The sequence below is a fragment of the Draconibacterium mangrovi genome (assembly GCF_010586825.1).
Classification (GTDB): Bacteria; Bacteroidota; Bacteroidia; order Bacteroidales; family Prolixibacteraceae; genus Draconibacterium; species Draconibacterium mangrovi.
This window is the reverse complement of sequence record NZ_JAAAGB010000004.1, coordinates 239,460-255,353: the sequence shown is the minus strand read 5'-3', so window position 1 is coordinate 255,353 and position 15,894 is coordinate 239,460. Positions and strand designations below refer to the sequence as shown.

The window sequence follows — 15,894 nt, the reverse complement described above, 5'->3', positions numbered from 1 at the left end:
AATTACAAGAACATGGGCTTCAGCCCAACATAATTCAGCGAAATAATGACAAGAATAATAGCAACACTACTGCTTATACTTGGCGTAACTGCAGTAAATGCCCAGAAACAGTTTGACTGTACTCCCGAATGGGTGCAGAAAATCGAGAAAATTGCTCCCGCTAAAGCAGAAGTTCAACCTCAAAAAACAAGGAAGGTATTAATATTCGACCGGTTTACAGGTTTCGACCACTGGGTTATTCCACATACCACCCAGGTAATTAAAGTTCTGGGTCAAAAAACCGGCGCTTACGAAGTAAGAATAACCAAAGATGTATTTTGTTTTGAGAAAAACAACCTGCAAAACTACGATGCGGTTGTGTTAAACAGCGCCTGTTCAATTGGTCCGCGACGCGATCTTATCCTGGATTGTCTGGATATAGATACAAGTATGGACGATGAAGAAAAGAAAGCAAAAGCAGCAGAATTGGAAGCCAACCTGATCAACTTTGTAAAAAAAGGTGGTGGTTTAATGGTTACGCATGGTGCCATTGTTATGCAAAACAACTCAATGCCCTTTAGCGAAATGGTTGGTGGAAGCTTTGATTACCACCCCCGCCAACAAGAAATCAGTTTAGAATTGTGCGACCCAAATCATCCGCTGGCAAAAGCCTTTGAAGGAAAACCATTTGTACATGTTGATGAACCTTACTTATTCAATAAAGCATACGATCAGAAGAACTTCAAACCACTTCTATATATGGATACTGACAAACTTGAAGGGAAAAGAAAACCAATAGAAGAAAACATTCGTTATGTTTCTTGGATAAAAAAACATGGGAAAGGCCGTGTGTTTTATGTTTCACCATCGCATAATGCACAAAGCTTTGAGGATGAACATTTACTTAAATTCTACTTGGACGGAGCACAGTATGTTTTGGGTGATTTGAAATGTGATGACTCACCTATTGATTTGTAAGTGCCATTTTATTAGGCAAAAACAATCTGCATACAATAAAAAAAGGCAGGATATATTTATTAGTCACTCATATACAGACGTTTATAAATTTAAAATAAGTTACAGCAATTACTTATTTGCAAATTAAACATCACACTTTGCTAAATGACTATTAGCATAGTAAATATTTTTATTTTAACTTGACCGACGCTGCAATCGATTGCATGATTAACTAAAACTGAACTAATTAGAAGACGTATTAACTAAACTACTTAATTATGAAAAATGAAACGATCTTTTCTTCACTTGAATCGCTAGTCAGCGAATTGAATTCATACAAAACTAAGACTTAAATAAATTCTATAGAAAGAAACTATTTCCCATACTATTTTTTTTAACTAAAACTTAAATCTTATGCAAAAAACACTATTGTTTTTAGCCGTATTGTTCATTACGGCAGGTAGTGCCTTGGCACAAAAAACCATTACAGGTACTGTAACTGGTCCCGATGACGTTCCAATACCGGGAGTGACCATTATAGTAAAAGGAACTGTTGCCGGAACAATTTCCATTGCTGATGGAACTTATTCACTGGAAGTACCGGAACAGGAAAATACTCTGCTGTTTTCGTTTGTTGGAATGAAAACCCAGGAAGTTGAAATTGGTAACCGTACACTGATTGATGTAAAAATGGAGGCCGATGTTATCGGACTCGAAGAGGTAGTTGCCATTGGCTACGGTACTGTGAAGAAAAAAGACTTAACCGGAGCTGTTACACAAGTAAATGCCGAAAAACTTGAAAAAGAATCAAGTTCGAACATGACCGATGTACTTCGCGGTGCAGTTCCCGGCTTAAATGTAAGCTTTAGCAGCAGTGCAAAAGGAGTAAGCAGCGCAAGCGACATGCTTATTCGTGGTGAAACCTCCGTACGTTCTGATGCAGCTGATCAACGAAGTGCAAATGCCCCGTTAATTGTTGTTGACGGAATGATTTATAACGGCGACCTTGCCGATATCAATCCAAACGACATTCAGGCTTTCGACATTTTAAAGGATGCATCATCGGCTGCGATTTACGGATCAAGGGCTTCGAATGGTGTTATCATTATTACAACCAAAAAAGGTAAAGTTGGTAAGCCAATGATTACTGCAAGTGCCAGTGTGGGTGTAGCCGTAATTGCACACACTGCACTCGACTGGATGACTGGTGACCAATTTCTTGACTGGCGTATTGCTGGTTTCGAAAACAAAGAAAGACACCAAATTGATAAACCAGGGTACTACAGACATCCGGATGATGCTGGTGTTGATTTACAGACCTGGAAAGAATATGATGGCTCAGGTTCCGTTGCTGATATCGACCAGATTTGGTTGAACCGTTTAGGCTTATATCCTCTGGAAATTGCCAACTACAAAAGTGGTTATCAGGAAAACTGGAAAGACATTTTGTATCAAACCGGATTGCGCCAGGACTATAATATAAGTTTAAGTGGTGCAACCAGTAATGTAAATTATTATTGGTCGATGGGATACACGAACAACGAAGGTATTCGTTACAACGAAGAATTCGAAACCTATCGTTCGCGCATGAACCTTGAAGCAAAAGTAAACGATTGGTTAAAAGTAGGAACCAATACACAATTCTCTGTTAGAGACCAAAGTAATGTGGTTGCAAGCGACAACTGGGGACAAGTTACTCCATACTCGCAAATGTATGAAAGAGATGCCGAAGGTAATTTTACCGACGTATTGGAATACGCTCCAACAGGTAACATTTCTGCATCGCGTAACCCATGGTTGAATCTTGTACACCAGGATCAGGTTGATAAGTATACGAACTTATATAGTAAACTATATGCACAGTTAACCTTACCTTACGGATTTAGCTTCACTTCTGAGTTTATTCCACGATTTTCTTGGGAAGAATGGTACAGACACGATTCTTCGGAACACCCTGACTGGGGAAAAGAAGGTGGTATTGCACGCAGAAGACACACAAAACGTTTCCAATGGCAATTAAACAACATTTTGAAATGGAACAAAACGTATGGAGATCACTCTTTCGATTTTACTTTCCTTCAAAATGCTGAAAAAAATCTATATTGGCGTAGTTATATGGTACGTCGTCAATTCCAGCCCAGTGATGTATTAGGTTATCACCGTATGCAGGCAGCTACCGAAGACGTAGAAATCTCGAGTAACGACACTTACAGCACAGCTGATGCCCTAATGGCACGTTTGAATTATATCTATAAAGGGCGTTACCTTTTTACAGGTGCCTGGCGTCGCGATGGTTACTCGGCATTTGGACAAGCTAATCCTCGTGCCAACTTTGGATCGGCTGCATTTGCCTGGACCGTTAGCGAAGAAGACTTCTTTAATGTTGAATGGATGGACATGTTTAAATTACGGCTATCATACGGAGACAATGGTAACCGCGGAGTTGGTACTTACGATGCCATGTCGTCACTGGCAACAGGTAAATACGTATTACAAACCGATGGAACTGCAGGTTATGTATCGCAATTGTATGCAAACCGTATGGCCAATGCCGATCTCAAATGGGAAAGAACAACTGCTTACAACTTTGGTATCGATTTTTCAACTTTTGACGGCCGTTTAAGAGGTAATATTGAAACGTACCTGATGGAAACAACTGATCTTCTTATTCCACGTAAATTACCTTCTATTACAGGATATAGCAGTGTATTCTCCAATTTAGGGCAAATTAACAACCGCGGATTCGAACTCTCGTTAACGTCGATTAACATACAGAAAAACGACTTCGAATGGAATACCAATGTTGCAGTGTCTTTTAACCGGAATGAGATTGTTAGCCTTTATGGCGACTACGACGAAGATGGCAATGAATTGGACGACCCGACTAACGGATGGTTTATTGGCCATGCATTAGATGAAATCTGGAATTACAAAACCGATGGAATTTGGCAACTGGATGAAGCAGAAGAGGCAGCCAAATATTCGCGTAAACCTGGTGATTATAAAATTATTGACCAATTAACCGAAGATACTGACGGAGACGGAGTTCCGGATGCACCTGACGGTTATTATACCAATGATGATAAGGTATTCCAGGGATATTCAAGACCACCCTGGCGTTGGAACTTAAGAAATGATTTCAGCTGGAGAAACTGGGCAGCTTCGATCAAAATGTATGCTTATACCGGATATAAAACAGCCAACAACCATTTACGTAATAACGACGTATTTTATGACAGAGGTTCTTCTTTTAATGTTCCTTACTGGACACCTGAGAACCCAAATAATAAATGGGCAAGTGTTGAAAGTTATGAATCAGGATTTACAGTTTACGAAAACAATTCGTTCCTGCGTATCGACAATGTATCGTTATCGTATAATGTGCCTGAGAACCTGTTAGAACGCATTCAGGTTGATCGCTGCATGATATCTTTTGTAGCATCCAATCCGTATGTATTTACGTCTTGGTCGTGGATGGATCCGGAAAGAAACTCTACATGGGGTTTTACTCCATCGACTTATACACTTAAACTGAACCTTACACTTTAAAAGATGAAGACAATGAAAAAGATTAATATAATTTCAATTGTAACCCTGGTAATGGTTTTAATGTGGTCCGGTTGTTCTGAAGAATTTCTGGAGCCTAAACCACTATCATTTTATGCTCCCGAAAATACCTTTGTCAACGAAGACGGTTTAAATGCGGCATTGGTAGCCTGTTTACGAAATGCCCGTCATGAGTACTACGGCGATGGTAACCCAATGATTACGGAAAATATCTTTTCGGATGTGGCGGTGGAAGGAACCACTGACAAATCGGGACCGGCTATGGATTTACCTGCACAGATTTTACCTGATGCAAACTTGAATGGTACCGATTACAACCGAATTGGATGGTATTGGCAGGAAGGTTACTACCGGATTAAATATGCCAATACGGTGATTTCGCGCATCGATGTTGCGGAATGGGATAGTGAAGCTGATCGAAACAATATATTGGGAAAAGCTTATTTCCACAGGGCGCGGGTATATTACCGGCTAACCCAACAATTTGGCGACGTGCCTCTATTATTGGAAGAAGTAACTGCTCCGAAACTGGACTTTTATACTTGTACACGCGAAAGCATTTTGCGTAAGATCAAAAAGGACATGGACTTTGCTGCACAGTGGGTAAAAACAGAGGCTGATGGAGTACCTATTGGCGACATTAACAAAGCTGCCTGTAATCACCTGTTGACAAAAATAAACCTTGCTTTGCACGAATACGACGATGCGGTTGCTTCTGCCAGCGCTGTTATTGACGATGGTTACCATCATTTGATGACTGATCGTTTCGGAATTGATAAAGATGACCCGGAAAAAAACGTAACCTGGGATTTACACCAGGTACCTAACAAGTCGATAGCCGAAAACCGCGAAAGAATTTATTTGTTAACATCGCGGGAAGAGTTAACTGAAGATGGAGCCAGCGAGCGTATAAGTATGATGCGCCAGAATGTTCCCTTTTGGCCTAAAAACATTAAAACACCTAATGGTAATAACGGAATGTCAGATAAACCACTGGGTAGTAAAGTTAGTGGTCAGTTGGTTGAAATTGATAACGTTACAACTTACGGTCGTGGAATTGGCCGTTGTCGCCAAACGCCTTATAGCCATACCGGAAACTGGGACGATCCGAATGATTATCGTCATGCACCTGGCAACTGGATGAATATGGAAGACATGGTATACAACAATCCGGACTTAAAAAACAAAAACGACGACTACTATGGAAAGAACCTACAGTTGTATAACGATGCCGGTGGAATCCTTTGTACTGATACCATTCGTTCGTGGTTTGGATGGCCTCATTACAAATTATATGTTGCTGATCCAACTGACAATACTCCTGACGGCGGTAATGGAGACTGGTACTGCTACCGATTGGCAGAAACCTACTTATTACGAGCCGAAGCTTATTTCTGGAAAGGAGAATCACAAAAAGCTGCAGATGATTTAAATGCTGTTCGTACACGTGCCAATGCTGCACCTTATTCTGCTGACCAAATAAATTTGGGAACTATCCTGGATGAGCGTGCACGTGAATTGTACTACGAAGAACCACGTAAATCTGAAATTACCCGTATGGCATTCATGTTAGCAGAAAGTGGTAAAACCTGTTATAACGGAAAAACATACAACATGAGTAATTTTACAGAGGACAATTTCTGGTATGACCGTGTAATGGAGAAAAATAGTTTTTATCGCGACAATGTGGTGGCACCTCACTACACCTACCGCGCTGCACCATGGATTGCACTCTGGCCTATACCTGCTTCTGCTATTAATTCAAACACTATGGGTGTAATTAATCAAAACAAAGGTTACCCTGGTGAAGAAAATTACCGAGAACCGGTTTACTGGCAAGATGGTGAAGGTGAAGGAATCATTGTTGATCCAAATGCAACTGAATAGAAAAAGTAGATTTTGCATTCATTGAATGTGAAAGTTTAGTTAGATTTAATCTAAAAGCGCTGTTCGTCGTCCGACGGACGGCGCTTACCCCAAAAAGCTATCCAATCCAATCTAATCGCATCGTTCATTTATACACGCATTAATGGAAGAATTAACTTATTGTAATAGGTTAATCAATACCATTTACAATATCCTCTGTACAGCTAATATTGCCGCATATGCAAAATTCTAATTTGTATTCAAGGAAATGAATATCTAATCAGGAGCATAAAGAATTGAAACTCATAAAAATTAAAATCACTCTCGATGACTAACGCCTTTAAAATAGAAAATCCAGATTTTACCCGGAGTCCTTACACAGGAATGACCAGAGAGCATTACATTGAGTTAGCCAAATATATGCTGACCCGGGCTTTCAAATATGTTGATTCGATAGAAACACCGCTAACTTTTCCTATAATTCCCGGAAAAACTTACCCCCAGCCTAATGCGCCGGATTGGCGTTATCGTTCGGCTGAATTTGAAGCACTGGAAAGAACTTTCACATTGGCAGGGCCACTAATTCATGTGGATCCTGAGGTAGAAATCAATAATATAAAACTGCGTGATTATTATAAGTTGCATTTCTATCGTACTTTTACTTCCGGCAATTCCAATTCGCTACCCTTGCCTGAAGATTTGCCCGATTCAAATTATCAGTTCACCTGCGAATTTGGCGGTTTATTTAAAACCCTTCTGCTTTTGCCTGATTCGGTTTGGTCGCTATACAGCGAATCGGAAAAAAATGATATGCTTGAATGTATTACTAAATGGGCCCACCACAGAACGACGCAAAACAATTGGCGAATCTTTAATATTGTAACACTCTCTTTCTTAAAAAAACATGGCTACCCTATCGATGACGATCTGCTTAAAAGCCATTTGCTTTGGGTAGCTTCTTATCACTCAGGCGATGGTTGGTACCTCGAACAAACCTATAATTACTATTCCATTAGCCTGTTCATTGTGTATACAACTATTTGGAACAGAACTTTTGGTGACGATTATTACCCTGAGATTGGGACTATTATAGAAGAATCGGCCAAAAAACTCATGAAATGTATTACCAGTTTCTTTGGGCGTAACGGTTATATAAATATGTGGTCGAGAAGCATTTGTTATCGCACCTGGGTTTCCGGTGCTTTTCCTGTTGCTTTTATGCTAAAAGAACAAACCGAACTTGATGCCGGATGGGCCAGACGACTATGTTCCGGATCGCTGTTACAGTTTGTTAGCCGCGAAGAATTCTTTTGCAACGATGTACCAAGTTTGGGCTTTTATGGTCAGAAGGAGTATATGGTTCAAAATTATAGCTGCTCTGGCAGTCCGTTTCTTATGTTCTTACCTTTTATTTGTCTGGCACTACCTGAAGATTCGCCGTTTTGGACGGCAACCGAAAACGAAGGAATGTGGGAAACATTGGGCGACAAATCCAACAAAGTAGTTCTTAAGCACCCCGGTCTGGTACTGGTAAATCATGGAAAAACAGGAACTTCGGAAATTATTCCGGGAAAAGTTTATTACGATGATCCCAATTATTCAAAACTTACTTACAATACGCACTTCCCCTGGGAAGATCAAAACCCACACGGGGGAACATCTATGGAATACAGTTTCCGTAGTCAGGACCCGAGAGATCTTAGAGGCGATGATGTAAACTTCTATTTAACCGGACTAACGGTTGATAACGATTCAGAAGAAAACCAACGATACACCACTTCGCAGAATATGCTCTTTAATGGTGTTGAAAACAACATTCTATACCGTCAAGCCATTATGCGTCGTCCTCCTAACAATGGCGTTGGGTACATTATTGACCTGGCCGATATTACCATATCTGGTGGCGTTATACGGGTTGACAGATCACGTTTGGCCTTCGAATACGAACTAACTTTGGGCCATTTTGGACTTCCTCACCTTGCCGGTAAAAAAGCGGAGATAAAATCATTTGAATTGAATGGCAACCAAATAATTACAGCAAAAATAGATGGCCGGCAGGTTGCAATGATTAACTACAGGGGATGGGATAAGCTGGACTGGATGACCCATAAAAACAAGAATGCTGAAGCCGATCAAAGTACCGTTATTTTTGCCTACAAAAAACGGCTGCAAAAAAATCCACCCATGGAATTGATGATTACTGCCCTGTTGCATAAAACAGATAACAGCGAGTGGACAGCAGAAGAATTAATGCCGGTTAAAAATATTGAGATAAATGAAATAACAGCAACTATGTCGCCACTTGGAGCAACAATTACACTTAATAACGACGAAAAATACCATGTGGATTTTAAAGATATTGATGGGAAAAAAACGTGTTAAGCGTATTAACATTTTCCAGAATATGACCTCTAACTCCCAAAAGCCATACGAAGTTTTTATGTCGTTTGAAATTAATTGAGTTTTTGAGATTGAAAAAAGAACCACTTATGAACTATTTCTGTTAATCTCAAATCTTGAGAATTGCCTTCGCAACTTAATTTTTGAATGGCAAATAAGTTATTTGTCATCTGATTTGCACGTCATTTTTTATTACCGGAGTTAAACTAACGGGCCCCATAAAGCCAGAAATCATCGGATCCCAATTTGCGGCTGTAAAAAGTCCGTCTTCGATAATGTTTTCACGCTTGTTTGCTGCAAAGATTATATTGTAGAATTTTTTATAATTCTCACCTGTATTATCCATACAAATTATACGATTGGCCATCATATTCGAAACTTTAATCTCCAACTCATTGTCCATCTGCCAGAGCTCTGAATCCATTCCCTGAGAATAGATGATGTAGACGTATATTTCATAACAAAAAAAGCAGCCTTATGAGCTGCTTTTGCGGTGACGACGAGACTCGAACTCGCGACCCTCGGCGTGACAGGCCGATATTCTAACCAACTGAACTACGCCACCAAAAATTGATGTTCTAAACTTTTTTGTCAAAAAAAAACAAGCGGTGACGACGAGACTCGAACTCGCGACCCTCGGCGTGACAGGCCGATATTCTAACCAACTGAACTACGCCACCGTTTTTTTTTAGAACTTTTACCTTTTTTCGGGCTTGGTACCCTTTGCAAAGGTGATGCAAATATATACTTTCTTTTTTTACCTGCAATACAAAAAAATAATTTTTTGATTTTTTCTTTACTTCACTGAATATCAGCCAGATACAGAGTAATAGAATTCTATAATTTCACTAAATGATTCATATATAGCTCCTTTTCACCACTCCACCGATAGGCCAAAAGTGTTTTTGTACCCGCAACACACGAATCAACGCAACAAACATTGTGTTTTATTATGTGCGGTCCGGCCCCCCGGCAATAGTGTCCGAAGAAAACAATTGGCGCATCATCGGGGTAAGGAAAGGTCTCCGGAACAATTTCAGGAGGAATAGTATACGATGGCATCGTGAACTTACTTTCAAACGAAGCGTCTTTAAATGTTTTTCCTTCCAGATTATCCCACCAGCGAATTCGGAACGAACGGGGCGAAACACCTTTATTATTCATCACCCTTAGATCGGGCGGTAATTTCAGGTAAACACCTTTTGTAAGCCGCCACACACTTTGTGCTTCATCTGAACTTGATTTCTTATATACCTTACGAAACACACTCTTTCTTATTCTGCCATCTTCATACAGTGAATCGGCAACTTTAATAGCATCCTCACACCAACAGGCGTGCACCACCCTGATTTCGCCCAAATCGAGATAAAGTGGCAAAGTACGCATCCATCGCAACTGTTCATTCAGTTCTTTTGATCCCGACGAATACTCGTTGATGGTTTTAAAAAGCGATAAGAAGTATTTACTCGGTTTTGATATAATTGATCTTCCCTGTTTGTCTTTCAGGTGATAAATAATAGCATTGAGTTCGTGATTACCAAGCACAGCATAAGCATGGCCGTTATCAACCATCGCCTTAATGATTCGAATTGTTTTTCTGATCTCAGGCCCTCGGTTGATAAAATCGCCCACAAAAATTGCTTTTCTGGTAGGATGCGAATAACTACCATTCGTTTTCTGGTAGCCCATTTCTGTCAGTAGCTTTTTTAGCTGGGCTGCATATCCATGAACATCTCCTATAATGTCGTACATAGTAGTGATTAAGTGATGCGAAAATAAAAAAAAGTGCATGCAACACCTTACTTTTCGAAACTTCTTTTACCAAGACATAAAAAAAGCCATCCGTCAGCTAACGGATGGCTTTCCGGGATGATCCCGAATTGATATTTAAATCCCCAACAAGTGAGGTTTTAATAGTCTTTAAAGTTTAACGCTTTCGGCGCGTTTAGTTACTTTACTGCCAACTACTGCGTAGAAGAACAAGTAAGCCAATCCTAAGAATGGTACCCAGAACGAAGGCTGGAATCCGATTCCGTCGGCAACAGCATTCTGTACCAAAGGAAGCAATCCACCACCTACTACAAGTGTCATAAAGATACCTGCTGCTGCTGCAACATATTTACCCAAACCTTCAACAGCAAGGTTAAATATACCACCCCACATAATTGATGTACACAAACCTACAAGAACAAGTAACATAGCGTTAATTGGTACTTGTGCGAACACAAATGACAATGAACTACCTTGCACCTGGAATACCGGCATACTTACCACAGTAGATGTAGGCAGAAGAATAGCTAAAAGAACTAAAATCATACCCACGAATGAAGCAAACGTTAACATCGTTTTACTCGACACTTTGCTACCAATAGATGCACCGATCAATCGGCCGACAAGCATTAGTAACCAATAAGTACCAGCCACAGAACCTGCGGTACCTGCATCCATACCAAAAGCGGCACCCGGATCAGTCAACCAGAAAATAAGTGTTCCCGGTACTCCTACTTCAACACCTACGTAAACAAAAATTCCGATAGCACCGAAAATGAAGTGACGGAATTGCATAGCGCCTGCCATCAGACTTTTTATTGATTCTGATGCAGCACTAACGTGAGGCTCAGGAATGTTAACTGCCATTAGAACAAAGAAAGCCAAAGCAAAAATACCAAGTGCGATGTACATCACCGGGAAAATGTCGGTTATACGGGCACTAGCTACCTGAGATCCAATTAAAATACCTACAAAGGCAGGAGTAAAAGTCGCCATTACTGAGTTGAATGAACCTCCAACCTGAATTAACTGGTTTCCTTTATTACCTTCACCACCAAGGGTATTAAGCATTGGGTTTACAACAGTGTTTAACAAAGTCATTGAGAAACCTGCTACGAATGCACCGATCAGGTACACAGTAAATGCCATTGATTCACTTGCATGACCCGATAAATATTGAATTCCAACACCAACAAATCCAACTGCAATTGCAATTAAAGCAGTCTTTTTATATCCAATTCGCTGAAGCAAAAGACCACCGGGAATTCCCATTACTGCATAAGCAATAAAGTTTGCGGCATTACCCAACATTCCCTGAAAGTTACTTGCACCGAATTGAGACTTAAGCACAACACCCATTGGAGCTGCAAGGTTGGTAACGAATGCAATCATACCAAACAGCAGGATCATCATGATAATAGGCACTGTGTAATTTTGTTTTTTAGCTTCCATAATAATTTTATTGATTTAAGTAATTAATAATTAATTCTTTTTAAAGTGAGTTTTAGGCAAATCACGCAATCTTTTGGCTGCTCCTTCCGCAGTGATATCGCGTTGCGGAGTTCCAAGCATTTCGTAACCAACCATAAACTTTTTAACGCTCGCCGAGCGCAATAAAGGTGGGTAAAAATGCATGTGTAAATGCCATTCCGGATGGTCTTCGCCATCGGTTGGTGCCTGGTGCAAACCAGCCGAATAAGCAAACGATGTTTCAAAAAGGTTATCGTACATTACGGTTAGCTTTTTGTAAATATCTGCCAAATCGGTGCGCTCAGCTTCCGTCAGTTCCAAAATATTCTTAACCGGACGTTTACTGATAATCATGGCCTCGAACGGCCAAACTGCCCAAAACGGAATTAATGCCACAAACGAATCATTCTGATCGAGCACACGCTCTTTCTTTTCCAGTTCTGCATTTACATAATCGACCAACATGGTTTTTCCATGTTTATCGAAATATGCTTTTTGTGTTTTACTTTCTTTTGCCGGTTCGGTAGGAATGCCTTTCGATGACCAGATCTGCCCGTGCGGATGCGGATTTGAACATCCCATAATGGCGCCTTTATTCTCAAATATCTGCACATAGTTGATATTTGGATTTTCACCCAGTTCAGCATATTGCTCACACCATAAATCAACCACATTGCGAATATCAACAACTTCCATTTCTGGAATAGTAAGGCTGTGATCTTCGCTAAAGCAAATTACTTTACAAATGCCACTTTCGCTTTGCGCCTGAAACAGTTCGCCATCATCAATACCTCCCTCTGGAGTATTGGTAAGTAAAGCACTAAAATCGTTGGTAAAAACAAAGGTTCCTTTATAATCGGGATTAACTTTTCCTCCGGCTCTTTCGTTACCTGCGCAGAGGTAACAATTCGGATCGTACTTTGGTCGTTCTTCAACAACCGGTTTTTCAACCTGTCCCTGCCAGGGCCTTTTGGCCCTGTGTGGCGACACAAGAATCCAATCGCCATTTAATGGGTTATATCTTTTATGCGGATGGTCTTCTATGTTAAAACTCATCTGATTTATTATGTCAGTTATAATTTAGGTCGAAAAACTAACTTATCCCGACTCAAGAATCGGGATAAGTCAAATATTCGGCCTCAAAGTTAAAATATCAATTGAAATAGTGCACAATTAAGCTGTTTTTTTTCGCACTATCTTTTTGTCATAATCTACTTAGCAGGATAGCCTACAAGTCAAGCTTAATCGAACCTTTAGAGCGAATAAACAATTTATGACAAGTGCCTTTTCCGTAAACATGTTCTAAAACTTCTACGTATTCATCCAGTTTTTCTTGTGGTACAAATGCCTGAATAGTTCCACCAAATCCACCACCGTGAACACGCCATGCTCCGCTGCCTTTCAGCACCATTTCACTTAATGCAAGTCCGAGCGAAACCACTTGTTCGTCTTTATGAACGACATCAAAAATATTCTGGTTGTACATGTACGAGCTGTAACCCGACTCAACAACCATTTCAAGGAAAGCTTTAAAATCATTGTTCTCCAAAGCCTCAACCTGTTTTACAACACGTGCATTGTCGCCCTGGAAGTGGTAAGCACGAAGAATTGCACGATCACCTGTTTTTTCCCTGATTTCAGGAATTTTTTCTACGATCTGCTCCAAAGTAACTTCGCGAAGAACATTTGCACCTAACTCAGCAGCAACCGATTTCATTTCAGTTGGAAGTGATGCATATTCAGCCTGAGAAGCAGGATCGTCGTGGCCACCACCAACATCGGTAATTACCAATGAAAAGCCGGTTGACACAAAATCAAAATCAACTTCTTTAACAATTGGATTGGCCGGATCTTTAAAATCTATAGTAATCAATCCCCCAACCGAACATGCTGTTTGATCCATTAAACCACATGGTTTTCCGAAATAGTTGTTTTCGCTCCACTGACCGATGATTGCATTTTCAACAGCATCCATTTTCCCGTCGTTGAAAAGTTGGTTAAAAATAGCCCCGATCAACACTTCAAATGATGCAGATGAACTCAAACCCGATCCTTTTGGTACACGCCCTTCAATACAGGCATCGAAACCACCAATCTCGTAACCGTTCTCTTTCATTTTGGCAGCAATACCTTTCACCAGCGAAGTTGATGTATAGAACTCATCTTCGTTGGGTTGAAAATCGCTCAACTCTACTTCAAATTGAGGATAACCGGCCGACTTAATACGTACGGTATTTGTTCCGTTTTGCGCTGCTACTGCAATATTATCGAGGTTTACGGCACCTGCTAAAACACGTCCGTAGTTATGGTCGGTGTGGTTTCCGCCAATTTCTGTACGCCCCGGAGAACTATATAATGAAACATCATCAGTTCCAAAAGTTTTTTCAAACTCCCCCATCAGCTCGGCATAACGATCTGCCTGAACTTTTAATTCGGCAACATCACTGCCGTATAACTCCTTGAATAACGGATTATCTCCTCCGTTAATTTTCTCATTTAATGTGCTAATCTTAGTCATAATCTGTTATTGATTTATATACTTTAATTTCTATTTTTCAACTGGTAGGTACTGGTGGGTACAAATATAGTTTTTAAAGCCGCCTACAAACACCTCAAAAAGATGTTGCACAACAGATTTAACATTTATAAACTATTTCTGACAATCATTCGAGCTTTGTTTCGAACCTGCGATTTGTCGCGCATTACAACCATATTGGCAAGCATTTTTCCCATTTCAGTAAAGTCCGTCGAAATGGTTGTAATCCCCCCTGAAACCACTTCTTTTAACATGGTATCGTTAAAGGAAACTACACCAAATTTTTTTCCCAGTTTAAACTTGCAGTATTTGGCAATCTTCACCATTTCCACCAGGTCGCGGTCTGATATCAGAAAGTAAGCTTCCCATAACGAAGGTTTTACGCCGATAAGCGATTTTACGATCTCGTACCTAATATTATTTTCCTCGCAAAACCTGCGAAATCCTTCCGATCGTTCAGCAGGTTCTTTCCCTCCCGGGTTTACAAACACCAGTTTTCGATATTTCTCAATCATCTCCTTCCCTTCTACCAGAGCGTCGTAAAAATCCTGTTCAAAATCCTGGTAAACCACCGGGTATTTTGATAATTCGGGCTTTAAGCGGTCGATAATATAAACTCGGTCTTGCGGCAGTTTCGATAATAAATGCCCCGTATTATCGAAAGTAGCCGGCATAATTAAATACGATGTATAATTCCCGATACTTTCCGTGATCAGGTTTTTAAATACCTTGTAGTTAAAATGGTGAAAATACACCTCAACCGTAGCCTTGCCTCTTAGTGAATTGATCAACGAATTATACAGGTCTTCTTTAAATGCATTCAGCTCATCGAACAATACAAAAACACGCTCTTCAACTTTTATCTCGGTACTGGCTATATAATACCCTTTTCCGGGTTGACTTTTTAATATGCCTTTCGCTTTTAGCTCGTTAAAGGCAAACATCACCGTATCGCGACTAAGATTAAATTCTGAACATATCTGATTTATCGACGGAACTTTATCTCCCTTCTTTAAATGTCGTTTTTCAATTGAATTTAGCACCGAATCTATTATCTGGCGATATTTCGGCACCGATGATTTGGCGTTAATCGAAATTACTCTTCTTCTTGGCATTTAGTTAAGCTTTTCACAAAAATAGTAGTTTTTTATTACAAAATGATGTTTTAAAACACCACCAGTACCTACCAGTTAAATTGTTGATTTTTGCATTTTTGTCCTTTCAAAATTTTCCGATAGAAGTAGGTCTGTATACTAAGCACGCGTATATCACGCTACAATTGTTTACAGACATTAAAACCACTATTTTAACCAAAACTAAAATATAATGTCTGGCTTTACTAACTTTGA

At 40.0% G+C, this 15,894-nt stretch carries 10 protein-coding genes and 2 tRNA genes; 4 read left to right on the top strand and 8 right to left on the bottom strand.

Going from position 1 to position 15,894, the window contains the following annotated elements:
* Positions 1 to 45: 45 nt before the first annotated feature.
* From G4420_RS12745 to G4420_RS12730, 4 genes are all read left to right on the top strand, one after another.
* Entirely contained in the window at positions 46 to 957 is a 912-nt protein-coding gene (locus G4420_RS12745) for a ThuA domain-containing protein (RefSeq protein WP_163324017.1), read from the top strand.
* Positions 958 to 1,350: 393 nt separating this feature from the next.
* Positions 1,351 to 4,485, top strand: coding sequence for a SusC/RagA family TonB-linked outer membrane protein (locus G4420_RS12740; protein ID WP_204273678.1), 3,135 nt, complete (start codon positions 1,351 to 1,353; stop codon positions 4,483 to 4,485).
* A 12-nt stretch (positions 4,486 to 4,497) separates the two neighbouring features.
* The gene (locus tag G4420_RS12735; RefSeq protein ID WP_204273677.1) at positions 4,498 to 6,390 is read left to right on the top strand and encodes a RagB/SusD family nutrient uptake outer membrane protein; all 1,893 of its coding nucleotides are present in this window, start codon (positions 4,498 to 4,500) and stop codon (positions 6,388 to 6,390) included.
* A gap of 306 nt (positions 6,391 to 6,696) precedes the next feature.
* On the top strand, positions 6,697 to 8,751 hold the full coding sequence (locus tag G4420_RS12730) for a DUF2264 domain-containing protein (RefSeq protein ID WP_163324015.1): 2,055 nt from the start codon (positions 6,697 to 6,699) through the stop codon (positions 8,749 to 8,751).
* 184 nt (positions 8,752 to 8,935) lie between these two features.
* On the opposite strand, the gene G4420_RS12725 is transcribed toward G4420_RS12730, so the two are convergent.
* From G4420_RS12725 to G4420_RS12690, 8 genes are all read right to left on the bottom strand, one after another.
* The gene (locus G4420_RS12725) at positions 8,936 to 9,193 is read right to left on the bottom strand and encodes a hypothetical protein (protein WP_163324014.1); all 258 of its coding nucleotides are present in this window, start codon (positions 9,191 to 9,193) and stop codon (positions 8,936 to 8,938) included.
* 67 nt (positions 9,194 to 9,260) lie between these two features.
* A tRNA-Asp gene (locus G4420_RS12720) sits at positions 9,261 to 9,334 on the bottom strand.
* A 41-nt stretch (positions 9,335 to 9,375) separates the two neighbouring features.
* A tRNA-Asp gene (locus G4420_RS12715) sits at positions 9,376 to 9,449 on the bottom strand.
* A 157-nt stretch (positions 9,450 to 9,606) separates the two neighbouring features.
* Positions 9,607 to 10,521, bottom strand: a complete 915-nt coding sequence (locus G4420_RS12710; RefSeq protein WP_163324013.1) for a metallophosphoesterase — start codon at positions 10,519 to 10,521, stop codon at positions 9,607 to 9,609.
* A gap of 168 nt (positions 10,522 to 10,689) precedes the next feature.
* Entirely contained in the window at positions 10,690 to 11,991 is a 1,302-nt protein-coding gene (locus tag G4420_RS12705; protein ID WP_163324012.1) for an MFS transporter, read from the bottom strand.
* A 30-nt stretch (positions 11,992 to 12,021) separates the two neighbouring features.
* The gene (locus G4420_RS12700; protein WP_163324011.1) at positions 12,022 to 13,065 is read right to left on the bottom strand and encodes a UDP-glucose--hexose-1-phosphate uridylyltransferase; all 1,044 of its coding nucleotides are present in this window, start codon (positions 13,063 to 13,065) and stop codon (positions 12,022 to 12,024) included.
* Positions 13,066 to 13,237: 172 nt separating this feature from the next.
* The gene (locus tag G4420_RS12695) at positions 13,238 to 14,527 is read right to left on the bottom strand and encodes a galactokinase (RefSeq protein ID WP_163324010.1); all 1,290 of its coding nucleotides are present in this window, start codon (positions 14,525 to 14,527) and stop codon (positions 13,238 to 13,240) included.
* Positions 14,528 to 14,652: 125 nt separating this feature from the next.
* A complete protein-coding gene (locus G4420_RS12690; RefSeq protein ID WP_163324009.1) occupies positions 14,653 to 15,660 on the bottom strand; it encodes a GntR family transcriptional regulator in 1,008 nt (335 codons plus the stop codon).
* Positions 15,661 to 15,894: the final 234 nt, after the last annotated feature.